Here is a 25,208-nt window from a genome sequence, read left to right on the forward strand (position 1 = left end):
CTATCCTTTCCATCTCCACGGCAGCAGTTCATCGACCTTGGTGATTTTGTAGTCGGGGATGCGAGCGAGGGTGTCGGCGAGCCAGGCGTGGGGATCGACGGCGTTGAGCTTGGCCGTTTCGATCAGGGTGTAGGCGATGGCCGCGGCTTTGCCGCCAGCCTCGGAACCGACGAAGAGGTAGTTCTTCCGCCCAAGGGCGATGGCGCGCATGCCGCGTTCGGCGGCGTTGTTGTCCAGTTCCAGGATGCCGTTGTCGAGATAGGGGCGCAGGCGTTCCATGCGGGTCAGGGCATAGCGGATGGCGGCTGCGAGCGGGGATTTTCCAGAGATCGTGGTGAGTTGCATGGTCAGCCAGACCTCCAGGTCTTCGAAGACCGGGGCCGCATGTGCCTTGCGGAGTTCGACCCGGACATCTGGTGGGGAGCCTCTGGCCTCCTTCTCGACAGCATAGAGTTGCGCGATCCGGCTGATGGCTTGTTCGGCGATGGGAGAGCCCTGCGACCGGTGGATGTCGACGAACTTGCGCCGCACATGGGCCATGCAGGCGACCTCGCGGATGGCGCCGGTTCGGTAGAGGTCTTCGAACCCGGCATAGCCGTCGGCATGCATCCAGCCGCGGAACCGGGCGAGATGGTCCTTCGGGTGCTGGCCCTTGCGGTCACCGGAGAAGCGATACCAGGCGGCGGGCGCGGCCGCGCCACCCCACGGTCGTTCGTCACGCGCATAAGTCCAGAGCCGTGCGGTCTGGGTCTTGCCGCTGCCGGGAGCGAGCATGCTGATCGGCGTGTCATCGGCGAAGATCGCCTCGGCCGACAGGACATGGCGGCCGATGGCGTCTGCGACGGGTTCCAGCAGGGCGGTGGTCTTGCCGACCCAGTCGGCCAGGGTGGACCGGTCGAGGTCCAGCCCTTCGCGGTCGAAGATCTGGCTCTGGCGGTAGAGCGGCAGATGATCGGCATACTTGCTGACCAGCACGTGGGCCAAGAGACCTGGCCCCGGGCGGCCGCGCTCGATGGGGCGCGAGGGCAGCGGCGACTGAACAAACTTCTCGCAGCAGGCGCAGGTCAGGCGCGGACGGACGATCCGGTTCACGATGAAGCGCCCGGGGATGTATTCCAGTTCTTCGGTCACATCTTCGCCGATCCGGCGCAGGCGGCCGCCGCAGTCAGCGCAGGCATCGGCACCGGGCGTCAGTTCGACTTCCATCCGCGGGACATGATCCGGGATCGGGCGGCGCTTCGGTTTGTCCTTCTCTTCGATGTCCGGCAGACACATCCGCGCGGTCATCGCGGCGGCGGCAATCTCGCTTGTTTCCAGGGCCAACTGAAGCTGTTCCGCAGTCTCAGACGACGCGCCAAACCGGTGCGCTCGGTGCCCGGCCAGCTGGTGCCGCAGCTTCTCGATCAGGATCGCCTGCGCCTTCACCTCGGCCAGAAGCCGCGCGGTGAAGCTGCGCAACTCCTCGGGGTCTTCCGGCAAGGTCAGGGTGCGATCCAGCATGCAAGAAGATTATCCCACTGTATTCCTTGTGGGAATCCTTCTCTTGCAGGATGGCAGATTATCCCGCAGCCAGAGGCTGCCATGACCGCTGCGGCGCGCGCCAGTCGATCCCTTCCAGCAGCATCGCCAACTGTGCAGGCGACAGCGCAACCTTCCCCTCCTTGGCCGAAGGCCAGACGAACCGCCCCTTCTCCAGCCGCTTCATGAACATGCAGGCGCCTTGACCATCCCACCAGATGACCTTCACCAGATCGCCCTGACGGCCACGGAAGACGAACAGATGTCCGCTGAACGGGTCTTGCTTCAGCACCGCTTCGGCCTGAGCCGCCAGCGCCGTGAACCCCTTGCGCATGTCGGTGACACCCGCCGCCAACCAGACCCGTGTGTTAGCCGGAACCGGGATCACGCCGTCAGGCCCCGGATCAGCCGCGCCAGCGCCTCGGGGTCATACCCGCCGCTGATCCGCATCTTATGCCCGCCCGCCAGTTCGATCTCGATGTGGTTCACTGCGGCGGGCATCGCCACAGGCGCCTTCACCTCCGCGACGATCTCAACCGGCAGAAAGCGCGCGACATCGGCCGCGTCGGCATCTGCAAACCGGCGATCGCGCAACCAGGCAAAGACCAAATTGGCGTTCACGTCATACCGCCGGGCGACCTGGCTCACCGACACACCGGGCACACGCGTCTGCCCGCAGATCATCCGCTTCTCTTCGTCAGACCAAACCCGACGCTTCCGACGCTTCGTCACAAGCAACCCCGATAGTGTCCATTATCCGATAGTGGACACTACCCTCTACGCAGCACTCCCGGCAGAGCGGGCACGCCGGACGCTTACGACGCGCCCACATCGGGCGGATCAGCATGAGCAGGCCCTGACCAACAGCCAGCGTTAGACCGGCGGCGAGAAGACCAACGACGATGCCGCCGAGCCAACCAGCCCCAGTATCATAGGCCAAGGCGCCTGCATTCAGGCCAATAAAGAACGGCAAAGCGAATACGGCGAGATTGAACAGCAGCCAGCACATGGTGCCGATGGCTGCGATGGAAACGAGGATTCCGAGAACGATCATGGTGGTGTCTCCGTGCAAAAGGTTGGACGGTTGCGCCTTCCACCACCACCACGGCGCAGCCACAGAATAGCAGCATTCCTCTCACCGGGCGAGATGAGATAGTTTGTAAGGTCAAGCCTCTCTGTAAACTTGCCGCTTGAACAAGAAAGCTGATGCGTCTGGTAGACCAGTATCGGCTCTACCTCTACGGTGGTTATATTGTTGGGTGGTGGAAGGCTGCGGGTTAAAGTCTATGGCAGAAATCGATTGGTCAGATCGAGCATTTTACGACGATGGCGAATGGGTAAGCTGGTCAGACATCGATGAGCAGCTTCGTCACAAGGAGTGGGGAGCGAAGTATCCAAACGCCATCCGATCAATGATCCCATATTTTGAGGACCTGATCTCACTCGCTGAGAGCTACCATCTGGAGACTGGCCTGCATTTGTCCGTGTATGGCGACATCGGCGAATTGTTCGGGGCCATCACCTACGGCATCAAGTTGAACAAGACCTACGCGCAGGGTTCGGACGGCAGGCTCGAAAACGATCATGTCGAAATCAAAACCATCACACCTTTCAAGACCAAGGACGTGGTGATGGTGGATACATCGAGGCATTTCAACAAGTTGCTCGTGGTCAAAATAAATGCGGAGTTCCAGGTCTCCGGGCGAATGGTCAGCCGCAAGCAATTGCCAAAGCGCTCAGGCCGTTATCTCCGGATTCGCTGGGAGGACCTGGCGCTCTTGCAGTAGTGCGCAATGGCGTTATGCCGAACCGGCAGCGCTCACGCGCTGCCGGTCCCGAAGCGATAAACTGGGATGCCCATCTTGCGAGCCTTGTCGGCCAGGTTGTCCTGAATACCCGTGCCGGGGAAGATGATGACCCCGATCGGCATGATGCCGAGCATCTGGTCGTTGCGCTTGAACGGTGCTGCCTTGGCATGTTTTGCCCAGTCGGGTTTGAAGGCGACCTGTGCGACCTTGCGGTTATTGGCCCAGGTGGCCGCGATGCGTTCCGCGCCCTTGGGCGATCCGCCGTGCATCAGCACCATGTCCGGGTGCTTGGCGTGGACCTGATCGAGCTTGGCCCAGATCGTCCGGTGATCGGTGGTGTCGCCACCCGAGAAGGCGATCTTCGGTCCTGCGGGCAGCAGCACCTCGTTGTCGGCACGGCGCTTTGCGGCGATGAAGTCGCGGCTGTCGATCATGGCCGAGGTCATCTGGCGATGGTTGACCCGTGAGCCGGAGCGTTGCGACCAGGGCGTGCCGGTAGTGCGCAGATAGATGTCGGCGGCGGTTTCACGGAAGGTCTCCATGCTGTCGCGGCGTTCGATCAGGCTTTGGCCTGCACCGATCAGGGTTTCGAGCTGGACGGATTTAACTTCGCTGCCGTCCTGTTCGCGTTGAAGGCGTTTCTGCGCCTGCTCGTTATCGTCGAGTTTGTGCTCGATCCGCTCGACAGCGCGGTGGAAGGTGTTGACGGTGGACCAGAGGATTTCGTCGAGGTCGAAATCGAGGCTGGTGTCGGCCATGGTGGAAATCAGGGCGTCGAAGATGTCGGAGACTGCGCCCTGGATGACGTGATCTTCGGGTGTGATCCGGGGATCGGCCTCGTCTTCGGAGGGGCGGTAGCCGTAGAGTTCGAGTTCCTCGATGGCATGGCCGGTCGGGGACGTGCTGTGATCGGGTTCGAAATCGTCGTGCGCGTACATGGGATGCTTCCGTCAGTTGGACCGCGACCGTCGCGGCCTTCATGGCGACGAAAGCGCACGGGCGCTCCGGTCTGGCAGCGCGAGCCTCTGGCGAGTGCCTTGATGGCAAAGCCCGGCTGATTTGTTTCGCGCTGTAAAGGCGGCTCCGCCGCCGACGGAAATCAGTCGGGCGCCGCCATTGCCTGACCGGAGCGTTTGTGGGCCGATCGCCCTCTCGGAAGGCCAAGGCGCGGTCCTCTGCTGATGACAGGATGCAGCCTATGCGCATGACAGGATCGGAACGCCCCGATCACGGATCCGTACCGGCTATGCACTTGAAGCCGTGAAACGGCTGACGTCCTCGGGAGCGATTTGCACCCGGATCTCTGCCCGAACGGCATCCAGCCCGTGAGTTGCGAGATCTTCGTTGAAGTCCCCCATCATGGGCGAGAGCGTGATAGCCTTGATCCCGGCCTCGTGCGCCCGGTTCACCAAGCTATCACGGGCGCTGTCACCTGCCGGATCGTTGTCGCGGACGATATAGAGCGTGCGCAGTTGCGGCGGAAACAGGATGGCAGCGAGATGTCCGGCCGAGAGCGCGGAAACCATCGGCATGGTGGGCAAAGCCTGACGAAGCGACAGGATGGTTTCGATACCTTCCCCCGCTGCCATGGCATCCTTCGCATCCCCGAAACGAACCGCGTGTCCGAGCAGGTCGCCCATTGCCTTCCTCGGCGGATCGACAGGTGCTTTGCCGGAGCCGTCCGAGGCCAGCCATGTGCGGTGTGCGCCGGTGATCCTGCCATCGAGGTCGGTAACGGCGGCGATCATGGCGGGCCAGGTTTGCGTCGGGCCATCGTCCTCGGGGCGCCAGTAGCAGTTGGGATGGAAGCGCAGATTTGCGGTTTGGCGTAAATCCGTAATGCCGCGTCCGCGTAAATACGCTTCTGCGATGCTGCCGATCAGCGGCTGTGTCATGCGCCAGAGGCGACGTGCCGCCTCGGATGATCCCGATGGTGCAGGCGTTCGGGACGGACAGGATGACGGCTGCAGTTCAGGATGCGGCAGGCTGAGGAAGTGCCGGGCTTCTTCGGCAACATCTGCGAAGTCGATCAGACCGAGCGAATCCCGGATCACATCCAGCAGATCGCCATATTCACCCGTGGCCGAGTCCTGCCATTTGCCGGCAATGCCTTTCACGCTGTCGTGCAACCGGACGAACATCGAGCGGCCAGCCGTGTTTCGGACATCGCCAACCTGCCAGTAATTGCCCTGTTTGCGGCCATTGGAGAGATAGTGGCGGCACACCGCCTCGGCCTGTCGGCCGAGACGGTGCGCCAGTTCGGAAGCGTTGAGACGCGACATTATGCGGCCTCCCGCTCACCGATGCGCAGGGCCGGGAAGCGGTCAAGCAGTTTGCCGATGATCTCCGGCCCCGTTGCATCGACGGGTACGAAGAAGCGCAGTTTCCACGAGATGATCTCACTGAAGAGACCATAGGCCCGCAGCCGATCACGCATTGCATCGGTAAAGCAGGTCAGTTCGATCCGGTTGGCGCCCATGACGCGGACGCGGCGCAGTTGCAGCCCCTCGGCAAGGTCGAGGATCGTGCGACCTTCGATCAGCGCAGCATAGGCGGCATCCGGTGTCAGGCTGTTGGTGACGCCACTGGTCGAAGCATTGGCGGCCCAGGCCGGCGATACCCGGCGACCGATGATGCGTTCGCCCTCGTCGGTCTGGAGCCGATAGACACGGGAAGACTCCTGCGGCAGGCGTTTCCAGATCGGCAGAAGCAGCCCTGTCACCATATGCAGGGTACTGTCGGTGAACTCCGGCACCTCGGCCAGTTCTGTCTTCCAGGCTGCGTTGAAGGCGGAACGGTCGGCCTCGATCCAGTGGGTGTCACCCATCGCCCGCACAGGAATGTTCATCGCCTCCATCGGCCGGATCAGCCGCACGCGCCGTTCGATCTCGCCATCATCCAGCATGATGCTGGTGGTCGGGATCTGCACGGCGGCGCGACCGGATCGCTCGTTGATGAGCAATCTTGCGCGGGGATCATCCAGTTCCGCCAGCGCGGCATCGAGCGAAACCGGTTGATTGCGCCTGCGCTCGGTGAGCGTCAGGAGCCGGGTTTCCGCCCCTGTGCCCGGATGGGTGTGGATCACCTGCCGGTCGGTGACGATGAAGCTCTCCGCCTTCAGCGTTTCCAACCCCATGTCATAGGTCCCGGATGCAATTGCCCCGTCGATCCGCGCCTGCAGAAGCTGCTCGAAGGCCGAGAACAGGATGCCCTGCAACTCGATGGTCAGCGCCAGCAGGCGGTTGAGGAAGGTGGTGATCGGCGGCAGGTCGTCCTTGATGCCGGTCGAATCCATCAGCTTCAGGCCGGTGGCGGCTTCAAACCGCTCCAACGAGCAGCCCTCGACCTTGCCGCGCACGATCAGCAGATAGAGCTGGCGCAGCGCATCGCGGGCATAGGCGGATTCCAGATTATCCTCGGGACGGAACAGCCCCTGACCGCCGGTCTGACGCTGGCCGCGTGTGATCGCGCCCAGCGTGTCGAGGCGGCGGGCGATGGTCGAAAGGAAGCGCTTCTCGGCTTTGACATCCGTGGCGATGGGTCGGAACAGCGGCGGCTGCGCCTGATTGGTGCGGTTGGTGCGCCCGAGCCCCTGAATGGCGGCATCGGCCTTCCAGCCCGGTTCCAGCAGGTAATGCACGCGCAGCCGCTGGTTTTTCGCCGAGAGTTCGGCGTGATAGCTGCGCCCCGTGCCACCAGCATCAGAGAAGACGAGGATGCGCTTCTGGTCATCCATGAAGGCTGACGTCTCGGCAAGGTTGGCAGAAGGCGCACGGTTCTCGACCGCAAGACGTGCCGATGCCCCGTCACCCTTGCGCACGATCCGGCGCGAACGGCCTGTGACCTCGGCCACCATATCCGTACCGAAACGCTGCACGATCTGGTCGAGCGCACCGGGGACAGGCGGAAGCGACCCCAGCTGCTCCAGCATCTCGTTGCGCCGCGCCACGGCTTCGCGGCATTCCACCGGCTGACCATCGCGGAAGACGGGTCGTGACGAGAGGTTCCCCTCACCGTCGGTGAACGGCTCGTAGAGCTGGACCGGGAAGGAATGCTGCAAATACGAGCCGACATACTCCCTCGGCGTGACATCGACGGAAATATCGTTCCATTCCTCGGTGGGGATCTCGGATAGCCGCCGTTCCATCAGGGCTTCGCCGGTCGAGACGATCTGGATGACGGCGGCATGGCCCGCCTCCAGATCGGCCTCGATAGACCGGATCAGGGTCGGGGTTTTCATGGAGGTCAGCAGATGGCCAAAGAAGCGCTGCTTGGTGCTTTCAAAGGCCGAACGGGCGGCGGATTTGGCCTGCCGGTTCAGCGTCCCCTCGCTGCCGGTGATGTTGGCGGCTTCCATCGCCGCGTCCAGGTTCCCATGAATGACAGCGAAGGCGGCAGCATATGAGTCGTAGATGTGCCGCTGTTCGTCCGTGAGCTGATGCTCGATCAGTTCATATTCGACGCCATCATAGGAGAGTGAGCGGGCGGTATAGAGGCCGAGAGATCGCAGGTCGCGGGCCAGGACCTCCATGGCCGCAACGCCACCGGATTCGATCGCCTCGACGAACTCGGCACGCGTCTGGAACGGAAAATCCTCACTACCCCAGAGGCCGAGGCGCTGAGCATAGGCGAGATTGTGGACGGTGGTGGCGCCAGTCGCCGAGACATAGACGACGCGGGCGTCGGGCAGCGCGTGCTGAAGCCGCAGGCCCGCACGTCCCTGCTGCGAGGCGGCGACATCACCGCGTTCACCTTTTCCGCCACCGGCATTCTGCATGGAATGGCTCTCGTCGAAGATAATGGCTCCATCGAAATCGGACCCTAACCATTCGACGATCTGCTTGACGCGGGAAACCTTCTCGCCGCGGTCGTCGGAGCGTAGCGTGGCATAGGTGGTAAAAAGGATGCCTTCCGACAGCGTGATCGGCTTGCCTTGAGGGAAGCGTGACAGAGGCGTGACCAGCAGCCGTTCCATGCCGAGCGCCGACCAGTCGCGTTGCGCGTCCTCGATCAGCTTGTCGGATTTGGAGATCCAGATCGCTTTGCGCCGACCGCGAAGCCAGTTGTCGAGAATGATGGCGGCGGACTGGCGACCCTTGCCAGCGCCGGTTCCATCACCGAGCATGAAGCCCCGGCGAAAGCGGATCGATCCGGCAGCATCCTCGGGCGCGGCGCTCACATTGTCGAAATGCTCGTCCACGGTCCAGGCGCCGGCGAGATGATCGGCGTGGGCTTCACCGGCATAGATCACCGTTTCAAGCTGGGCGTCCGACAGACGCGCGCAGATGTCGGGCGGCAGCATGGGCCGGTAGGAAGGCTTGGGCGGTGCGACCGAGGCCATGGCGGCGGATTGCACCAGCTTGGTCGGATGCGGCTGTGCACCAGCGATACGCAGCGATTGCAGCGCATATTCCTCATAGATCGCGTCGGACAGGCGAGCGCCTTCCGGTGGCGTCCAGTCCACGGCCTCATAGGCGAGTTCGACGCCATCAGGATCATTGGGCGAAGCAGCGACAGATCGCGTAGCCGCCGAGCGAGCGAGATAGCCCCGCACGGTCTTCGGCGCGGTGGCCCAAGCGGAAACCACGATCTTCGGCAATGACACTGGCAGGCGCGGCGGAACCTGTTCCTCGATCCATCCGATCAGCGTGGCAACATCAGGCGCGATCCCCGGCGAAGCCGGCAAACTGGCGGGATCGTCGGCGGGCAGTTTGTCGATCACGGTCAGCCGCGTGTCGATCGTGGTGCCGTGCTTGGCATAGACCGCACCATCAATGGCGGCGCTGAACACCACACGGCCACGCGCCTGCAAGCGGATGAAAGCGTCCCGCCATGCCGGGGCCTCGGGACCAAAGCCTGCGCCGGTGATCGTCACCAGCCGACCGCCCGGTGCAAGACGGGCCAGCGCCGAGACAACATGGCGGTAGGCCGCATCGGCGACACGCCCGCTGACATTGGCCATAACCGAGAAGGGCGGGTTCATCAGCACCGCGGACGGGACGGCATCTGGGGGCAAATGGTCGTCGATCTGGGCGGCGTCGAACTGGGTGACGGCAAAAGCCGGAAAGAGCTGGGCAAGCAGATCGGCGCGGGTCTCGGCAAGTTCATTGAGGATCAGCGAGCCGCCGATCGTCTGCGCCAGGATCGCCAGAAGGCCGGTGCCCGCCGATGGTTCCAGCACGCGATCATCGGGTGTGATCGCGGCGGCTGTCAGAGCGGCAAGGCCGAGCGGGATCGGCGTCGAAAATTGCTGGAAGTTCTGGCTTTCCTCGGAACGTCGGGTCTGCGTGGGCAGCAGCCCCGCGACCTTTGCCAGCACAGAAATCCGTGAAGCCGGAGACGCGGCTTTACGGAAAAGCGCCTTTCCGTATTTGCGCAGGAAGAGAACGGCAGCGACTTCGCACGCCTCATAAGCGAGCTTCCAGTCCCAGACGCCGGTAGCGTCAGATGCGCCGAAGGCCGTTTCCATCACACCGCGCAGGATGGCAGCATCGACGCGCTGACCGCGTTCCAGATGGGGGAGTAAAAGATTGGCCGCAGCCAGAATGGCGGGCGCAGCCGCCATTGGTGTGACCGGGTCGGTCACGGGGAACACCATGTTCATGCCTGGAACCTCAGGAGAGCGGAAAGGACAGGCCCGAACAGCGCTCTCTCTCGACCGCCCGGACTTAACCCCTTCCGGCCCGCCTCTGACTCTCAAAGCGCAGCATAAAAAAAGCGCCCCGACCGGACGGTGGGGCGCTTGTCAGCGTATTCTCGGGATCATCCAAAGCGGCGACCAGTTGCGGTGAAGGTGTATTCATTGGCGGCAATGGTTGCATCGACAGCCTCGTCCGAGGACAGATAATCATACTCGCGCTCAAGCTGGCGGTAGAGCCAGCGGGCCGACAACGATTCATTATGCACCTCATTCTAAGTGTTTGTAATCATTGGAAGTGTAGTTTGCCGGGGATCGCGACACGGGGCATTTCGGTGCCTCAGGGCTTCGGCAACCGCATCACTTTCGAGGTCGACGATTCTTATCTGATGTGGTGCGTGCCGCATAACCTGTTCAGCCGGCAGGATTTTCTCTTTGATTAGCCGGCGGATGACGTGATGTGTCACCCCCACTTTCTCAGCCGCTTCGGCCATCGTAAGCCACCCGCCCTGCTTGTCGGCCGACGCGTAAGCTCGAATGCCATTGATCTTCCGGGTGGAGGAGACTCGTTTCGCGGTCCAGGTGTGATCGCACCCCGTGCGCAGGCTCATTCTGTTGAGCGTCGCAGCAATGTCACTATCGCTCCAACGTCCGGCCATGGATCGGATCAAGGTCAAGGCATCTTCGGAAGTGACGCGGCCATGCTGGCCGGGTTTGGGCTTCTTGACGCGCAGCTGGGAGTGTTGGCCACCTTGCCAGTGGATGGTCAAGATCACTTCGCGACTTTGCTCATCGACGTCCGCGACAATGTCCTTGATCAGCGTGCGCACCAGGCGTTGGCGGGTCCGCGCGCTGACGCCAGCTGCGTTCCAGGCCGTGGCCACCTCTTCGGCCAAGCCTTCAAGGTCAGGTGGTTCCACTGCGACGATGGGGGCCTCACCGACGTCAACGCGCATTTTGCACGCCTCGAGACGCTGCAGGGTCGCCTCCCAGTTCCGTTCAAGCGTGGCCGCAATAAGTCGGTTCTCGGGATCGCAGGCCGCATAGCGGCGCTCTGCCAGTCCAGCCTCATACTGCGCCTTCTGCAAGTCGAGCTCCGCAGCGCGTCGTCGTTCTTCGCTGGCCATTGTCAGCATTCGTTCCGCCTCCCTCGCTGCTTCTATCGCAACGGGCTGCACCACGCGAAGAATCTCTGCGGCGATCGCGGCGTCGATCCGTGACCCGCCAAAATGAACACACCGGTCGTGACCAAGCATCGTGTTCATGTAGTCGCAGCGGTAGACCGGGCTCAAGGCCTGGCCGGGATACGTGACCGTGATACGGCAGCCGCATCGCGCGCACGACATCAATCCAGAGAGCAGCGCGCGACCGCCGCGCCCAGACTTGACACCGCCTTTCCGACCGTGCGCATTGGTCGCCAGATGGGCCAGATTGCGCTCATATTCTTCCCAGCCGATGTAACCTTCATGGTGGTCCTTCAGGAAGATATCCCATTCTTCCATAGGCTTGCCATGGCCGTAGGATTTATGGGCCCGCCCATCCACGATCTCGGCGCGGGGCCCGCTTTTCCCATAGGCATAAATCCCAGCATAAAAGGGATTCTTGAGCACAGAGATGACGTTGCGATACCGGATTGGCGTCCAGTCGAATGACGTCATGTAACGCCCCTCGGAGGGGCGTGGGAATGAGAGCTTGTCCTGCGTCAGCGACAACAGGACTTGGCGGCCGCTTTTCAGTTCCCGGAAGCGGCTGAAGATCAGGCGGATGGCCTCCTGCACACGCAGATCGGGATCGAAGCCAAGGCCCGCATCGCGATGCCAAATATAGCCGATGGGCACGTTGATGCGCAGTTCGCCCCGCTTAGCCTTTGACCGGGCGGCCTCGAGCATTCGCGCCCGTAGAATGCCGAGTTCGAACTCGCTGATTGTTCCCTTCATGCCGAGCAACAGACGATCATTGGGTGCGCAGGGATTGTATACGCCGTCCTGGTCGATGACCCGGGCGTCGGCCAGACCGCAAAGCTCCAGCAAGTGGTGCCAGTCACGCCCGTTTCGGGCGAGGCGAGAAGCGTCGAGGCAAAGCACTGCGCCTACATCCCCGGCGCAGAGCCAGGCGACAAGACGCTCGAATCCCGGGCGGGCGACAGCGCCACTGGCAGAGCGCCCAAGATCATCGTCGATGACCTCGACCTGCTGGAAACCATGCCGTCGAGCCGTGTTCACGAGATCGTACTGGCTTCGCTGGCTTTCAAGATTGTGCAGGACCTGACTTTGTGTCGACTGCCGCACATAAACGACGGCCTTGCGCTTCAAGATCGCCGGCGGAAGAGGGCTAAGCGCGTTCATGCGGCTCCTCCTTTCTGGCGGCTTCGGTCGCCTCCATCAGCAGGGTCGCCAGCGCCATCAGCACTGCTTCGCGCTGCCTCGGGCTCATGCCCAGCATCTTGTGGGAATCGAACGCCATAGCGACTTGGCGCGATCTTTCGGGCGGAATGGGTGTCGATCGTTTCATCGGGGGGAATCTCCTGGACTATGCCTACAGTCGAGGAGCTTACCCTTGTGCGATGCGCAGCCAGAAATTCGGCGAGTTCAACAAGGGAACCAAGCGAAACCCGCGGCTCGCCAAGCGCCATACCCACACAAGCGACCGGGTCGAGCATCCAGGTCGCTACGATAACGACATGACCCGGCGCGGCTTCAATCCGCGCCACCGCACCGTTTCGGGATCTATCAATGCCTTCGCATCGCACCCGCCGCCCGAAAAGCGGGTGGTAGGGGTAATGAACAGTCACAAACTCGCCGATATGGGCAGAATGACCATGAGATGGCCAGATCGCGCAGCGCCTCGATGACCGCCTCCTCGGCATCAGCGGTCATGTCCTGCCAGGTCGGGCTGTCGCGCTCGACCGCGATCGACATGCAGTATTCGTGATAATAATGCCCGCGATGGCTGGCATCGGCGCGAAGCTGATAGAAGTTTCGGCGCTGGATCGCCTGAAGGGTATCGGCGAGGCGGTGCAGTTCGGTGTCCTGCGGGGCGTATTCCCTGATCCGGCGCGGCGCATTTTTCCGGTAGGAATAGAAGGTCTCGAAACAGGCGCCATCACCTTGCGACCAGAAGCACTGGAAGCAAATACAGGGGGCTTGCCGTGAACCCCCGCCCATCAACCGGACGGTGCGGGTTTTGAGATTCAAACCGAGGATCTCGGCGATGCGCTGAAAATCCTCATAGACGGCATCGTACCAGTCATAGTCGAAGCCGCCTTCGCGATACCAGGCACGGGCCTTGTCCTTCGCCGCTTCGGACAATTCGTCGAGGCGATAGACGGTGGTTTCGATGATCTCAGGCATGGGGATCGCCTCCCTCCAGCACGGTGGAAAGCCAGCCATCGGTAGAGATCCAGTCCACCGTCTTGCCGGTGGCGAGATCAAGGACATGCGCCCCACCACCAAATCCGTCGATGCGCGGTTTCGAGCAGCTATTTGCGTACTGGAAACCCCACAATCCACTCAGGCCAAATTCGGCAGCGCAGCGTTTGACGAATTGGATGACATGCTCAGGATCGCCGGTGACGTCATCGCGCATCCAGAGTTGCGTACCGCCATGCTCTGGCTGGATGGAGAGCAGGAAGCCATCGGAGGGCGGATCCTCAACGGCATTGTCATCCGCCAGAGCTTTGTAGAGATCCAGCGCGCGGGCAGCGTTTTCGGGGGTGCCTACATCGAGCAGGCAAGAAAAGTGCGTGAAATAATCGGCCATGATAGTCTCCTGGCATGACATGGCCCGGCGTGTGGCCGAGCCGAATGGGATGAAATGGGTGAAGCTCAGGCGGCCTGCGGCAGGCGGAGCAGATCGGCCGAGGTCTCGCGCCAAAAGGAATCGACCAACCGGGCTTCCAGCGCAGCGGCGCGGTAACGCAGCCGTCTCGCCGCTTCGGGATCTGATGTCCGAAACGCCATACCGCGCAGGCGGCTGGCCTCGGTCACAATCCTGCGTGCCTCGGCATCGGAGGCGACAGGCTGTTGCCAGAGGATAATGCCGGCGCGGATTTCGCCAGCGAGGACCAGGCGTTGATCTTGGTCCTGAATGAGCATGATGCGCGGCTGAAAATACGGAAAGCTGTCCGGCCCCGTGCGAATATCACCGCGCGACAGGCGCAAGGCTGCGGCCTGGATGGCCTCTTCCGGTGACGGGCATTCGCCAAGCGGGATCACGCGGTCAAAACCGTTCGCCGCGTCACTGGCGTCATAACTGGCCACGCCAAGGCATGAGATACGCAGCGGCAGCTTTTGCGACCGATAAAGCGCGGGCAGAACATCGGCAGCCAGAATCTGGCCGATGGAACGGAAGGTTTCGGAACGGGCAAAGGTCATCGGGATCACTCCATGACGGGCGCCGGTGAGCCTCTCTCTCCGACCCTCAACCCGTCACGGCCGAACGGCCCGCACTCTTCCTCTCTGACCGGGCTCGTTCCCGGTTCCGCTGCCGGCGATGGGAACCATCGCGAGGCGCTGAAGGCCCGAAGCGCGGGCTGCCGCGCTCGGGCCGTCGGGGATGAGGCGCTTTCGCGCCTTATTCCCACGGGTCCAGCTCCAGCTTCACCATGTCGTCGTCGCCGTCGAACTCGGCGGCAGGGCACGCGGCGTGGGTGCCGTCTCCGGCCTGGAACACAACGATCGAAACCATCAGCGTGGCGGCAAGGCTGGCGGCGAAGGCGGTGGCATCTGCATAGGACATGGGTTCCGGCTCCTGTCTTTGGGAGGCGGGGGACCATCCCCCGCGCGACAGGCGCCCGAAGTGTCTGACCGGATCTGCAATCACCCGAGGGCGTTCGGACTTTTCCCGAATCCCCGAGGGCGGCACGCGCGCGTAAGCCGACCCCTTTGGGGTTGAATGTCAAAGAGACGGATCGGACCAAGGTTTGCGAATGGAAGCGGGGGTGGTTTTTCGCATCTGACAGGATGCCGGATACCCGTCGCAGATGCTCTGCCGCGTCAGCCTTGCCACCATGCTGGCATCAGGATCGTGTTCCTTCAGGCCAGAGATGGCTGCCGCTTGTCCTGATCGGGATGGCGGATTGCATGGTGAAGCCGGATTGGGCCCGTCCGGTGCAGACATCCCATCCTCACGGCCAGAGACCCTGCGATCGGGTCTTCAGCTCCAAAGCCCATCGGCAATTTCGCGGGCAACCATCGCGCGGGCTTTCATCATCAGATCGTCGCCCGATGTATCGATGTGACCATAGAAGCGCGCACGGCCGCCATGGGCAGTCCATTCGGCATAGCGGCAGTATTCACGGGCATCGAGCCGGAAAACGCGCATATCTTCGGCCCAATGGGGCTTTGGCTCCACAACAACGGTCATGCCGTCGCGGCTTTCCTCCCAGGGCAGTGTACGCTCCAGCGGACGGTTTTCCCGATCCTGAGCAAATATTTCATCAACGTCGATGCTGGCAGCCATGGCGGCTCTCCAAAGAAAAAGCCCGATCACGAGGATCGGGCGAGTTACGGAAACGGAGCGGTTAGAACGGGGCGACCGAAGCCGCCCCGCATGAGTGCTATTCAGCAGCGACCATATGCTGTTCTTCCTCATCGTCAGCGGGGTCGTCCTCGCCATCGCCGGAGAGGAAATCGGGCAGATTGTCGGCTTCCGCCGCAGTGCCCGATGCCGGGTCGACTTCGATACCCTCGTCCGCCATGCGCAGCGGCTCAGGCAGCCAGCCGGTTTCCGCCAGCAGGCGTTCGGCTTCCTTGGCCATGTCGCCCTTCTTGAGATGTCCGATCAACTCGGCGGCCCGGTCTCCGGCCCCTTCACGTACAGCTTCAAGGATACGCGGCTTGGTCACGCGGCCGAGATAATTGCCGACCGTCGGCCGCCAGCCCACGGCCACCATGTCGAGGCCGGTCGAACGGGCCAGCCGGTCAGCCTGCGACAGGCGGATGTCCAGCCCGTGCTGGCTGACGCCCGTGCCGCTGTAAGGGTTCGGCTTCTCATAGAGCGCATTGACACCGAAGCTGACGCAATGGGCGAGTAACTCCATGCGCGACCCATCGTCCAGATCGGTCAGCCAATCCCAGAGGGCGGCATCGTCTGCCGGGACATGATCGCCCCAGCGTTCGTGGCGGTCAGCGATAGCCTTGGCCGACGCGCTGTCGCGCAGATCCTCGGCCTGTGCGGGCAGATGAACCTCCCGGACCTGGGCTTCGAGGCATCCCTTGCTGGAATGCGGCATGAAGCAATCCATGGCCAGCCTGTGCAGCAGTGCCGTCATAGCGACATGCGGGTTTACTGCCACCGCATCCCGCAGCGCCAGCGTGCGATGCGCGGTCAGCTCGCTGACCAGGCGATCGGGCAGCGGCTTGATGATGTCGGCCTCGTCTTCCTCCTCAGTTTCGACCGCCTGGCCGCCCAGCGTGATAACTGCACCCATGCGGCTTACCTCCGGTTCTGCCCGCTGGATCACCTCGCCGGTTTCCGGGTCAACGATTTCAGCTTCCGGTTCCGCAGGCGTTTCATCCTCGGCGCGAACATAGCCGCGCTCGATCAGCAATGCGCCATCGGCGTCGATGCTGATGAAGACACCCGCCATGCTGATCTGGTCCGGCTCGAAGGTCATCGGACGGCGCTCGAAGGTTTCCAGAGCCAGTTCGATCTCACCCAAGCGGGCGTCGATCTCGTCAGGCAGCTCGTCCGCCTCGCCATATTCGACTTCAAGCCGGTCATACTCGTCGCGCAATGCTTCGCGGGTGGCGCGTTCCTCTTCGCTCAGATCGACCGTGGTGCCGACAATCTGGCGTAGGCCATGGTCGTGACCATAGGGGAAGGTGATGGCGACCTCGATCCATTTCCAGCCCTCGGCGGCGATGGCTTCGCCCTCGGCCTTCAGTTTTTCGCCCACCAACCGGTCGAGCAGCACCGGATCTTGCAGCCAGCCACCATCGTCCTGCTGAAAGAGATCACGCAGCACGCAGCCGCCAGCCTCTTCATAGGCATCGATACCAACGAACACCGCCCGTTTGTCGGCGGCGCGGACTGTGGTTTCGGTCAGCAGGCGTCGGATGTGGTAGGGTTCCTTCTGCCAGCCATCCCTGATCGCTTCCCAGACCTGCTCCTGACGGGCATGGTCAGAACTGACGCTGAAGGCCATGAGTTGTTCCAGCGTCATGCCGTCCTCGGCATAGACGTCGAGCAATGCCGGTGAGACGGAAACCAGACGCAGGCGCTGTTTCACCACCTTGGAGTCCACGAAGAAGGCGGCAGCGATTGTTTCCTCGGTCATGCCCTTTTCGCGCATGGCCTGGAAGGCGCGGAATTGGTCGAGCGGATGCAGCGGTGCGCGCTCGATATTCTCGGCGAGCGATACCTCGTCGATCAGCACATCGGCGCTGGCCTCCGACACCACGCACGGGACCGGCGCGATCTTGGCGAGGCGCTTCTGCTTGACCAGCAGTTCCAGCGCCCGGAAGCGGCGACCGCCGGCGGGCACCTCGAACATGCCGGTTTCCTTGCCCTCGGCATCCACGACCGGGCGGACATGCAGGGACTGGATCAGGCCGCGACGGGCGATAGACTCGGCCAGCTCCTCAACAGAGATCCCGGCCTTGACGCGCCGGACGTTGGACTGGCTGAGCACCAGTTTGTTGAAGGGAATGTCGCGCGAGGATGACAGGGTGATCTTTTGAACGGCAGTGGCCATGTCAGTGTCTCCATGACGGACGCCGGTGAGCCTCTCTCTCCGGCTATCAGCCCGTCACGAAGCGAAGCGCCGCCCTCTTCCTCTGAAGAGAGCGACGCCAGCCGCAGAACCTGAAACCCGGAAATCAGGCACTCCGGTTTTCCGTATCGGCGGATGTACGGGAAAAGCTCGCGCCGACGCGGTAGAGCAGACGTTCGGCGGCGCGGATGCTTCCGGTCTCGCGAGCCGCCTCGGCCCAGACCGAGATCGGGAAATCGCCGGTGAACAGCAGATCGCGCTCGATGCCCATGCCGAAGGGCAGCCGGACTGACTGCATCTCGCCAAGGCTCCACGAACCCAGTTCGGGATAGCCGAGATCAGCCAGGCCGAACATGATGTCGCCATCCTCATCCAGTTCGGTAGCGAGCCAGACGCCTTCACCGAGGGGATTGAAGAACTTCACGACCGGGATGTGATCCTGATCGCGCTGGCGACCATTCACCAGCAGGCGGTCTCGCTGTGCGCCGGTCAGGAGGATCATGCCGCAGCCCTCCGCTCAGTTACGCTCGCATCCGGCTCTCCGGTGTCCTCGGCAGGCAGATACGACAGCAGCCAGTCCGCCGCCTTGCTGGCCTGCGAGGCCGCGCGGACAATGGCGCGGGAATCCTCGCGCATGACCTCCAGCCACGATCCGATGTAATCGGCATGGCGGACGGTCGGCACGATCCCGAGCGCGGCGCAACTGAAAGCTGCGGTCTGTTCGGCAATCATCTCCTCGAAGGCGTATTTCTTCGAACCGAACGAGCCGGTCAGATCGCGGTTGAGGCGGCTGTGATGGCCGCTGGCGTGCCCCAGCTCATGCAGGGCCGTCCTGTGCCAGTTGATCGGCTCGAAATAGGTCTGCGGAGGCGGCACCTGCACATAGTCGAGTGACGGCATATAGAAGGCGCGATTGCCGCCAATACGGAAGTCAATGCCGGTGGCCCGAATCAACGCCTCGACCCGAGGTTCGATAAGGCCCGGCGGCGGTGGCGGCGCGACTGCCGTGATCTCATCGGGTAGGCCATCGCATTGCGCGGCGTTAAAGACCGTGAACCGCTTCAGGAACGAAATGGCATGCGCATCCTCACCCGTTTCGCGAGCACGGCGCTTCTCGTCCTCGGGGGTGAAACGGTCGGCATAAACGACAGTTGTGCCACGCTCGCCCTTCCTGACATTGCCGCCAAGCGAAAGCGCCTGGCGGAACGTCAACCACGCCTGAGCGGGGAAACCATGCTGGATGACAGCGCCCCAGAGGATGAGAATATTGATGCCGGAATAGGATCGGCCGGTTGAAGCATTTCTCGGCAGGCCCAGCGGGGCGGTATCAGGCGACGCACCCCAGGGCTGGACCCATGGCAACCGCCCTTGCTCCAGCTCGGCGATGATCTTGTTGGTGATGTCGTCGTAAAGGTTGCTGCGCGCGCCACCTTCCGCGAGGTTACGACCCTGTCTGGCCATCGGGATGATCTCCGCGACGGGCGCCGGAAGCCTCTCCTCCAGCCCTCAACCCGTCACGGAAAATCCGTCCGTACTCTCACTCTGAAGGGGGCGTTGCGGGGATCTCCCCGCAGAAGGGGTAGGCAGAGACCAAGGCTCGGCCGCAGGGGAAGGCGTTCCCCTATCCGGACTTCCTTGAAAACTGTCAGAAACTCGCGTACATTTCCAACAGGAGAAAGACGATGACACGGCTGACCGAACAGATTCTGGCACATGCGACGGGACTTCCCGAAGGGATGCCCGTGTCCGCCAAGGGCTTGCTCCACCTCGGAAACCGGGCGGCCGTGGATCAGGCATTGTCGCGTCTGTCCGAGCGCGGGCAGCTCATCCGCGCCGGTCGTGGCGTCTATCTGCGCCCCATCGCCAGTCGGTTTGGCACGCGCGCACCTTCGGTCGAGCAGGCTGTCGAGGCCCTCGCGACCCAAAAAGGGGAGATCATCGTCTCGAACGGCGCCGCCGCGGCGAACGCGCTTGGCTTGACGACGCAGGTGCCCGTCCGCTCGGTCTATCTGACCTCCGGACGCAGCCGAAAGATGCACCTCGGCAAGCAGGTCGTCGAATTGCGGCACGCGCCGCGCTGGCAACTGGCCCTGGCCAACCGCCCCGCAGGGGAGGCCGTGCGGGCGCTGGCTTGGCTCGGCCCCGAAAGGGCGGAGGCCGCGCTCACGACATTGAAACGGAAGATGCCGCCCGGCGAGTTCGGCGAACTGGTCGCCGCCGCGCCGCAGTTTCCGACATGGCTCGCACAGAGCGTCGGAAAGGCGGCCTATGGCTGACGTTTTCCTCCAGCTTTCGGCCGAGGATCGGCGTGATGCACTGGGCGTCGCTGCCGACCGTTCGGGTCGCCCCACCCATCTTCTCGAAAAGGATGTGTGGGTGGTGTGGGCGCTGGCGACCCTCTACGCGGCACCGCTCGGCGAGCATCTGGTGTTCAAGGGCGGCACGTCGCTGTCGAAAGCCTATCAGGTCATTCGCCGGTTTTCGGAGGACGTGGATCTGACCTACGACATTCGGGCGATTGCGCCCGATCTGGTTGGGGACAATGGCGAGGGTCTGCCGAAGACACGAAGCGAGGAAAAGCGCAGGTCCAGCGAGGTCCGTCGGCGGTTACCGGCATGGGTCGCGGAAACCGTGCAGCCTGTGATCGAGACCGCACTGGCCGTCGAAGGTCTGGCGGCGGCCGTCCGCGTCGAGGATGAGAAGCTCTTCATCGACTATGAGGCGACCGCAGCCGGGTCCGGCTATGTGGCTCCAAGCGTCATGCTGGAGTTCGGCGCGCGCTCGACGGGCGAACCCGCGAGCTTGCGCGACGTCGTCTGCGACGCGGCCGGCCTGATCGAGGGCTGCTCTTCCCGACGGCGCGGCCGCGCGTCATGCACGCGGAGCGGACGTTCTGGGAGAAGGCGACCGCCATCCACGTCTTCTGCCTCCAGGAGCGGCTGCGCGGCGACCGCTTCGCGCGACATTGGCGCGATGTTGTCCGACTGGACGAAGCCGGCTTCGCGGAAGCCGCTTTTGCCGATCGCGACCTGGCCAACGCTGCCGCTCGGCACAAGTCGATGTTCTTCGCAGAGAAGGCCGCCGACCGCACGCCGATCGACTATGCAGCGGCTGTCAGCGGCGGCTTGCAACTCGTGCCGGTCGGCGATGGCGCGAAGGCGTTGGAGGATGACTATGCCCGCATGGTTGAGGATGGACTGCTCTTCGACGACGAGGAGCCGTTCGAAGCGCTCATGGCGCAGTGCGCTGATATAGCCGCGCGCGCGAACAGAGCAGCCAAGTAAGAAACTGGGAGGACCGGGGGTATATGAGCGAAGTCGAAGAAGAGCGAAAATTCCAGTTTCTGCGGGACGGCGATTCCGAGCCATCTGAACTGGACTGGAACAAGGGGATCGAGAGCGCCCGCAAGGCGATTTCCGAGGCCATGAACGCCAAGAACATCGCATTTCTGCTCGGCGCCGGATGTTCTTCCCTGATGAAGGACAAAAAGGAACTCGGCATTGCGACCATGGCGCCGTTGGCCAAGGAGTTTTGCGGCGAAACCATCGAGGCACGCGCGGCGGGATTCTACAGCGATCCGCCAACAGCCGGCGCTGTACCGGCACCGTGGCGGCTGACCAAAGACGAACTCGACTATCTCGACGCGCTCGGAGTCGACCTGGCGAAGGATTACAGCCGTAACCTGGAACGCTTGATGGAGGTGCTGTTCGCGCAACGGTTCGTGCTGCGCCAGAGCGAGAATCCCGATCTTCACCCCTATCGCGCTGTTCTCGACGGCATCATCAAGAAGGTCCAGGACTTCCTATGGACCCGTGTCACCCAAGGGGCCTTCGCCACGGAGGGCGACACGACCGTGCGCGACCTCTACGAGCGTTTCTACAAGAAACTGGTCCTACGCGATCGGTCCTTGCCCCGGCCCTGGGTGTTCACGACCAACTACGATCATTTCAGCGAATTGGCGATGGATCGCCTGGGCATTCCCTATGCCAACGGTTTTTCCGGCGTCGTAGAACGCCGCTTCAACCCGGCGATCTTCCGCTATGCTCTGGCCGAGCAGCTCGACGTCGCCAGCCGCAAATGGACTGCCGTCGACGCCTTCGTCTATCTCTGCAAATTGCATGGTTCGGTCACTTGGACCGAGGACGATCATGGCCTGTTCCCGATCAAGGAGGTCTGGCCGCCGGAATCCTCAAACCAGATGCTGATCTATCCGACGCCGGCGAAGCAGAACTCTTCGCTCGGCTCGCCCTACGCAGACCTGTTCCGGGAATTTCAGTCCCGGATCGTGCGCGAGCAGAGCGTTCTCATCACGGCCGGCTACGCCTTCGGCGACGAGCACCTGAACAACATCATCTATCAGGCTCTGACGATCCCGACCTTCCGCTTGGTGATCTTTGCGGCGCCCGACACGGAGGGAGAGATCGCCAAGCTGCGGGCGCTGCGCGATCCGCGCATTTGGATCATTGGAGGCAATGGCCCTTCCGACGGGACGAGGGCGCACTACTTCGACATGATCGTCGAGCATTTCATGCCCCAGCGCCCCAGCGACAGGATTGATGACGCCGTCCGCAAGGTGTTGTCGGAGCTGGCGCCGAAAAGGGGCGACGAGACAAAGGATGGCGAGGCATGAGCCACGACGATCGCAAGCGGGCGATCGGCAAGGTGGTCTCGGTTGCGGCCGACCGCTTTGTTGTCGAGATGCACGTCGGCACCGACAACTTCACGGTCGTCGGCTTCGACGACGTGCATTATGTGGCGCGACTGGGATCATTCCTGATGATTCCGTCGCAGTCGGAATATGTCGTGGTCGAGGTTGTCGGCCTGCGTGAGCGCGACGCGAGCACGCCTTCCGAGCGGGGCGATTTCGACCGGGCCGGCTCCTCGAAATATCTGGACGTGGTGCCCGTCGGCATGTTGCCGATGCGCGGCGGCGCGTTCCGCTTCGGTGTGTCGGTTTTCCCGTCTCTGTATGCGGACGCACTGTATGCGCTGGATGGCGAGCTCGATCGCATCTTTGAGACCGAGGCCGCCGTCGAGCCGTCAGTCGGCCCGGATGGCGGCGCCTGCCAACCCGAAGGGGCCACGCGCTATCGGGTTCTACCGATCGGCAAGTCGGTGGTGTTCGAGGACTACGACGTCAAAGTTCGTCTGAACGAGTTCTTCGGCGGTCATGTCGCCGTCCTGGGCAATACCGGCAGCGGCAAATCCTGCACGGTCGCCTCGGTCTTGCAGTCCCTTTTCTGCAAGCCGAAGGAGCATCACGCCCGCGGCGCGACCTTCATCGTCTTCGACGTCAACGGCGAGTATCACGCCGCTCTGAGCGCTTCCGCGAAGGTGGGAGCGATCGGAGTCGAGCGCGTCGTCCTCGACGGTACGGCAGCGGGCTTCCGCTTGCCGCACTGGTTTTTGGAACTGGCGGAATGGGAGCTGTTGCTGCAAGCCAGCGAGCGCACCCAGGTGCCCATCCTGCGCATGGCGCTCGGGCTCTCGACCTTGTTCTCAAATGCGGGGGCCGCAGAACTCAACAGCGTCCGCAATCACATCCTCGCCAAGTGCATCACCCAGATTATGCGCGACGACTCGTCGAGCCCGTCCAAGCATGATCGGATCATTGGCATCCTTCAGCGCTTCAGCACGAACGAGATCAACGCGGCAAAAATCCGGCCATATATTGCGATCAACTTTGGCCAAATGGCCAACCCTGCGGGTCTGGATGCTTATCTGGTTGGCCCGAACGGTTTCGAGTTGGAGGATTTGAAGCTTCCAGCCTATCAAAACCTGCCATTCGACTTTGCGGCACTCGGCGATGCAATAGACCTCGCCATCCTGTATGCGGAGGCGCACGGTAATCGGCAAATCCGAGACTACTGCTCCCAGATGGTGACGCGCTTCCAGGCACTGGAAGATCGCCCTGAGTATGAATTCCTCCGACATGAGGCGGGCGCCGCAGCCGCCGACAATGGAGAGCTGAAGTTTCTCACTCGGCTGGTCGGCCTGAACGGCAAGGGAACCGGCCACACCAAAGCCAATCAGATCATCATCATCGACATGAATGACGTCGAGGACGAGGTGGTCGAACTGGTCAGCGCCGTGATCGCGCGGATGCTGTTTCGCCTGCTCCGGCGCGCCGATCCGCGCAATCGCTTTCCGATCCATCTTCTGCTGGAAGAAGCGCACCGCTACATCTCGGCGACGCCATCCCGCTATGCAGTGGACGCGACCAAGATATTCGAGCGCATCGCCAAGGAAGGACGCAAATACGGCATGTTCGTGCTCTTGGCATCACAACGCCCGAGTGAGCTGTCCAAGACGGTTCTCAGCCAGTGCTCCAATTTCCTGGTTCACCGCATCCAGAACCCCGACGATCTTTCTCAGATTCGGCAGATGACGCCGTTCATCTCGGATTCGGTCCTGAAACGGTTACCGTCATTGCCTCGGCAGCACGCGCTGGTGTTCGGAACCTCGGTCAATCTCCCGACGACATTCAAGGTGCGGGAGGCATCACCGCGGCCGCGCAGCGACGACACCGCCGTGGTCGATTTGTGGTTCCACGAAGAAGGTCGAGCCGCCGGCATTCGACTCGCTCCGGTCGATACTGCTGGAGGGGAGCCGATGGCAGCAAACGAAGCGTCAGACGATGACATCTTCTGACCATCTGGAGACCCTGGCGCAGACGCTGGAGGCCACGGGAGACTACCGGGTCGTCCGGCGTCTCAAGCCGCGCCCTCGCATCGTTCCTCCGCCAGGCACGCCGCTGCGCCTTGGCCTGGTGGTTGATGTGGAGACCACGGGGCTTGACCATCAGTGCGACGAGATCATCGAACTCGCCATGACACCATTCAACTATGGCTTGGATGGCACCATTTTCAGCGTGGATGACAGCTTCCAAGGGCTGCGTCAGCCGAGCGAGCCTATCGCCCCGGAAATCACCGCGATCACGGGCATCACCAACGAGATGGTGGCCGGCCAGATTATTGATCCCGCAGCGGTAGCCACATTCGCAGCGCCGGCTTCGCTCGTCATCGCACACAACGCGGCATTCGACCGCCGCTTCCTTGAACGATTCAGCGACGTGTTCTCGACGAAGCCGTGGGCATGCTCGCTCAGCCAGATCGATTGGGCAGCGGAGGGGTTCGAGGGCACGAAACTCGCCTATCTCGCTCAGGCCGCCGGCTTCTTCTACGACCGTCACCGCGCGATGTACGACTGTCTTGCTACGGTCGAGTTGCTGGCAATGTGGCTGCCCCGATCTGGCGCTACAGGTCTCAGCCGTCTCCTGGACGGCGCCCGTGCCGTTTTTTGGCGAATCTGGGCGGAGAACGCACCCTTTGACCTCAAGGATGTCCTCAAAGCGCGCGGATACCGCTGGAACGGCGATCCCGGCCCGCAGCCGCGCGCATGGTATATTGACGTTCCCGAGGCTCAGCTCGAGGCCGAGCTACGGTTCTTGAGAACGGAAATCTATCGGTATGAGGTCGATCCCCCGGTTCGGCGGATCGATGCCTATGATCGGTTTTCAGACCGGATCTGA

The 25,208-nt window shown here is 62.6% G+C and carries 21 protein-coding genes and 2 pseudogenes; 6 read left to right on the forward strand and 17 right to left on the reverse strand.

Annotated elements, in window-relative coordinates; all coding sequences use genetic code 11:
• The 4 genes from AZF01_RS18530 to AZF01_RS24540 are packed head-to-tail and all read right to left on the reverse strand — an operon-like array spanning position 1 to position 2,572.
• A complete protein-coding gene (locus AZF01_RS18530) occupies positions 1-1,500 on the reverse strand; it encodes an IS66 family transposase (RefSeq protein ID WP_061449818.1) in 1,500 nt (499 codons plus the stop codon).
• Between the two features lie 58 nt (positions 1,501-1,558).
• Positions 1,559-1,906 (reverse strand): IS66 family insertion sequence element accessory protein TnpB, encoded by a 348-nt coding sequence (gene tnpB / locus AZF01_RS18535; protein WP_024707707.1) that lies wholly within the window; start codon positions 1,904-1,906, stop codon positions 1,559-1,561.
• Positions 1,903-2,202: a transposase gene (locus AZF01_RS18540; protein WP_051424042.1), complete on the reverse strand. Its 300-nt coding sequence runs from the start codon at positions 2,200-2,202 to the stop codon at positions 1,903-1,905. The genes tnpB and AZF01_RS18540 overlap by 4 nt, the downstream gene beginning before the upstream one ends.
• A gap of 13 nt (positions 2,203-2,215) precedes the next feature.
• Entirely contained in the window at positions 2,216-2,572 is a 357-nt protein-coding gene (locus AZF01_RS24540) for a hypothetical protein (protein WP_024707709.1), read from the reverse strand.
• 232 nt (positions 2,573-2,804) lie between these two features.
• Here AZF01_RS24540 and AZF01_RS18550 point away from each other — a divergent pair, with 232 nt between their 5' ends.
• On the forward strand, positions 2,805-3,305 hold the full coding sequence (locus AZF01_RS18550; RefSeq protein WP_015740143.1) for a hypothetical protein: 501 nt from the start codon (positions 2,805-2,807) through the stop codon (positions 3,303-3,305).
• Between the two features lie 32 nt (positions 3,306-3,337).
• Here AZF01_RS18550 and AZF01_RS18555 read toward each other — a convergent pair whose 3' ends face one another.
• The 13 genes and pseudogenes from AZF01_RS18555 to AZF01_RS18610 all read right to left on the reverse strand — a co-directional run bounded on the left by AZF01_RS18555 (position 3,338) and on the right by AZF01_RS18610 (position 19,138).
• Positions 3,338-4,264: a DUF2493 domain-containing protein gene (locus AZF01_RS18555; RefSeq protein WP_024707710.1), complete on the reverse strand. Its 927-nt coding sequence runs from the start codon at positions 4,262-4,264 to the stop codon at positions 3,338-3,340.
• A gap of 306 nt (positions 4,265-4,570) precedes the next feature.
• The gene (locus AZF01_RS18560; RefSeq protein WP_024707711.1) at positions 4,571-5,608 is read right to left on the reverse strand and encodes a toprim domain-containing protein; all 1,038 of its coding nucleotides are present in this window, start codon (positions 5,606-5,608) and stop codon (positions 4,571-4,573) included.
• Positions 5,608-9,930: a strawberry notch-like NTP hydrolase domain-containing protein gene (locus AZF01_RS18565; RefSeq protein WP_024707712.1), complete on the reverse strand. Its 4,323-nt coding sequence runs from the start codon at positions 9,928-9,930 to the stop codon at positions 5,608-5,610. The genes AZF01_RS18560 and AZF01_RS18565 overlap by 1 nt, the downstream gene beginning before the upstream one ends.
• 158 nt (positions 9,931-10,088) lie before the next feature.
• A pseudogene (locus AZF01_RS23650) lies at positions 10,089-10,211 on the reverse strand (antitoxin of toxin-antitoxin stability system); the annotation flags it as partial.
• Positions 10,212-10,238: 27 nt separating this feature from the next.
• Complete coding sequence (locus AZF01_RS18570) at positions 10,239-12,308, reverse strand: recombinase family protein (protein ID WP_024707713.1); 2,070 nt, start codon at positions 12,306-12,308, stop codon at positions 10,239-10,241.
• A gap of 384 nt (positions 12,309-12,692) precedes the next feature.
• Entirely contained in the window at positions 12,693-13,313 is a 621-nt protein-coding gene (locus AZF01_RS18580) for a hypothetical protein (RefSeq protein WP_024707715.1), read from the reverse strand.
• Entirely contained in the window at positions 13,306-13,722 is a 417-nt protein-coding gene (locus AZF01_RS23655) for a hypothetical protein (protein WP_081725750.1), read from the reverse strand. Before AZF01_RS23655 ends, AZF01_RS18580 begins: the two co-directional genes overlap by 8 nt.
• Before the next feature lie 65 nt (positions 13,723-13,787).
• The gene (locus AZF01_RS18590) at positions 13,788-14,336 is read right to left on the reverse strand and encodes a hypothetical protein (protein WP_024707717.1); all 549 of its coding nucleotides are present in this window, start codon (positions 14,334-14,336) and stop codon (positions 13,788-13,790) included.
• Between the two features lie 199 nt (positions 14,337-14,535).
• Positions 14,536-14,700, reverse strand: coding sequence for a hypothetical protein (locus AZF01_RS24345; RefSeq protein ID WP_009450567.1), 165 nt, complete (start codon positions 14,698-14,700; stop codon positions 14,536-14,538).
• A gap of 417 nt (positions 14,701-15,117) precedes the next feature.
• Positions 15,118-15,423 carry a hypothetical protein gene (locus AZF01_RS18595; RefSeq protein ID WP_009450568.1) on the reverse strand — a complete coding sequence of 102 codons (306 nt, stop codon included), beginning with the start codon at positions 15,421-15,423 and terminating at the stop codon, positions 15,118-15,120.
• 97 nt (positions 15,424-15,520) lie between these two features.
• The gene (locus AZF01_RS18600) at positions 15,521-17,659 is read right to left on the reverse strand and encodes a ParB/RepB/Spo0J family partition protein (protein ID WP_024707718.1); all 2,139 of its coding nucleotides are present in this window, start codon (positions 17,657-17,659) and stop codon (positions 15,521-15,523) included.
• Positions 17,660-17,783: 124 nt separating this feature from the next.
• Positions 17,784-18,179, reverse strand: coding sequence for a DUF2958 domain-containing protein (locus AZF01_RS18605; protein WP_024707719.1), 396 nt, complete (start codon positions 18,177-18,179; stop codon positions 17,784-17,786).
• Positions 18,176-19,138 carry an ArdC family protein gene (locus AZF01_RS18610; protein WP_024707720.1) on the reverse strand — a complete coding sequence of 321 codons (963 nt, stop codon included), beginning with the start codon at positions 19,136-19,138 and terminating at the stop codon, positions 18,176-18,178. The genes AZF01_RS18605 and AZF01_RS18610 overlap by 4 nt, the downstream gene beginning before the upstream one ends.
• Before the next feature lie 221 nt (positions 19,139-19,359).
• Between AZF01_RS18610 and AZF01_RS18615 the strand changes: the two genes are divergently transcribed.
• The 5 genes and pseudogenes from AZF01_RS18615 to AZF01_RS18635 all read left to right on the forward strand — a co-directional run bounded on the left by AZF01_RS18615 (position 19,360) and on the right by AZF01_RS18635 (position 25,208).
• Positions 19,360-19,953, forward strand: coding sequence for a DUF6088 family protein (locus tag AZF01_RS18615; protein WP_024707721.1), 594 nt, complete (start codon positions 19,360-19,362; stop codon positions 19,951-19,953).
• A pseudogene (locus tag AZF01_RS18620) lies at positions 19,946-20,961 on the forward strand (nucleotidyl transferase AbiEii/AbiGii toxin family protein). The gene AZF01_RS18615 and the pseudogene AZF01_RS18620 overlap by 8 nt, the downstream one beginning before the upstream one ends.
• A gap of 23 nt (positions 20,962-20,984) precedes the next feature.
• Positions 20,985-22,307 carry an SIR2 family protein gene (locus AZF01_RS18625; protein ID WP_024707722.1) on the forward strand — a complete coding sequence of 441 codons (1,323 nt, stop codon included), beginning with the start codon at positions 20,985-20,987 and terminating at the stop codon, positions 22,305-22,307.
• The gene (locus tag AZF01_RS18630; RefSeq protein ID WP_024707723.1) at positions 22,304-24,328 is read left to right on the forward strand and encodes an ATP-binding protein; all 2,025 of its coding nucleotides are present in this window, start codon (positions 22,304-22,306) and stop codon (positions 24,326-24,328) included. Before AZF01_RS18625 ends, AZF01_RS18630 begins: the two co-directional genes overlap by 4 nt.
• Positions 24,315-25,208, forward strand: coding sequence for a 3'-5' exonuclease (locus AZF01_RS18635; protein ID WP_024707724.1), 894 nt, complete (start codon positions 24,315-24,317; stop codon positions 25,206-25,208). Before AZF01_RS18630 ends, AZF01_RS18635 begins: the two co-directional genes overlap by 14 nt.

Origin of the sequence: Martelella sp. AD-3, from assembly GCF_001578105.1 — a bacterium.
In the GTDB taxonomy this organism is placed as follows: domain Bacteria; phylum Pseudomonadota; class Alphaproteobacteria; order Rhizobiales; family Rhizobiaceae; genus Martelella.

Bases quoted from the DNA above. Each gene is read 5' to 3' on its own strand.
- AZF01_RS18530 (WP_061449818.1), bottom strand. From the start codon at position 1,500: ATGCTGGATCGCACCCTGACCTTGCCGGAAGACCCCGAGGAGTTGCGC.
- AZF01_RS18540 (WP_051424042.1), bottom strand. From the start codon at position 2,202: ATGATCTGCGGGCAGACGCGTGTGCCCGGTGTGTCGGTGAGCCAGGTC.
- AZF01_RS24540 (WP_024707709.1), bottom strand. From the start codon at position 2,572: ATGATCGTTCTCGGAATCCTCGTTTCCATCGCAGCCATCGGCACCATG.
- AZF01_RS18550 (WP_015740143.1), top strand. From the start codon at position 2,805: ATGGCAGAAATCGATTGGTCAGATCGAGCATTTTACGACGATGGCGAA.
- AZF01_RS18555 (WP_024707710.1), bottom strand. From the start codon at position 4,264: ATGTACGCGCACGACGATTTCGAACCCGATCACAGCACGTCCCCGACC.
- AZF01_RS18560 (WP_024707711.1), bottom strand. From the start codon at position 5,608: ATGTCGCGTCTCAACGCTTCCGAACTGGCGCACCGTCTCGGCCGACAG.
- AZF01_RS18565 (WP_024707712.1), bottom strand. From the start codon at position 9,930: ATGAACATGGTGTTCCCCGTGACCGACCCGGTCACACCAATGGCGGCT.
- AZF01_RS18570 (WP_024707713.1), bottom strand. From the start codon at position 12,308: ATGAACGCGCTTAGCCCTCTTCCGCCGGCGATCTTGAAGCGCAAGGCC.
- AZF01_RS18580 (WP_024707715.1), bottom strand. From the start codon at position 13,313: ATGCCTGAGATCATCGAAACCACCGTCTATCGCCTCGACGAATTGTCC.
- AZF01_RS23655 (WP_081725750.1), bottom strand. From the start codon at position 13,722: ATGGCCGATTATTTCACGCACTTTTCTTGCCTGCTCGATGTAGGCACC.
- AZF01_RS18590 (WP_024707717.1), bottom strand. From the start codon at position 14,336: ATGACCTTTGCCCGTTCCGAAACCTTCCGTTCCATCGGCCAGATTCTG.
- AZF01_RS24345 (WP_009450567.1), bottom strand. From the start codon at position 14,700: ATGTCCTATGCAGATGCCACCGCCTTCGCCGCCAGCCTTGCCGCCACG.
- AZF01_RS18595 (WP_009450568.1), bottom strand. From the start codon at position 15,423: ATGGCTGCCAGCATCGACGTTGATGAAATATTTGCTCAGGATCGGGAA.
- AZF01_RS18600 (WP_024707718.1), bottom strand. From the start codon at position 17,659: ATGGCCACTGCCGTTCAAAAGATCACCCTGTCATCCTCGCGCGACATT.
- AZF01_RS18605 (WP_024707719.1), bottom strand. From the start codon at position 18,179: ATGATCCTCCTGACCGGCGCACAGCGAGACCGCCTGCTGGTGAATGGT.
- AZF01_RS18610 (WP_024707720.1), bottom strand. From the start codon at position 19,138: ATGGCCAGACAGGGTCGTAACCTCGCGGAAGGTGGCGCGCGCAGCAAC.
- AZF01_RS18615 (WP_024707721.1), top strand. From the start codon at position 19,360: ATGACACGGCTGACCGAACAGATTCTGGCACATGCGACGGGACTTCCC.
- AZF01_RS18625 (WP_024707722.1), top strand. From the start codon at position 20,985: ATGAGCGAAGTCGAAGAAGAGCGAAAATTCCAGTTTCTGCGGGACGGC.
- AZF01_RS18630 (WP_024707723.1), top strand. From the start codon at position 22,304: ATGAGCCACGACGATCGCAAGCGGGCGATCGGCAAGGTGGTCTCGGTT.
- AZF01_RS18635 (WP_024707724.1), top strand. From the start codon at position 24,315: ATGACATCTTCTGACCATCTGGAGACCCTGGCGCAGACGCTGGAGGCC.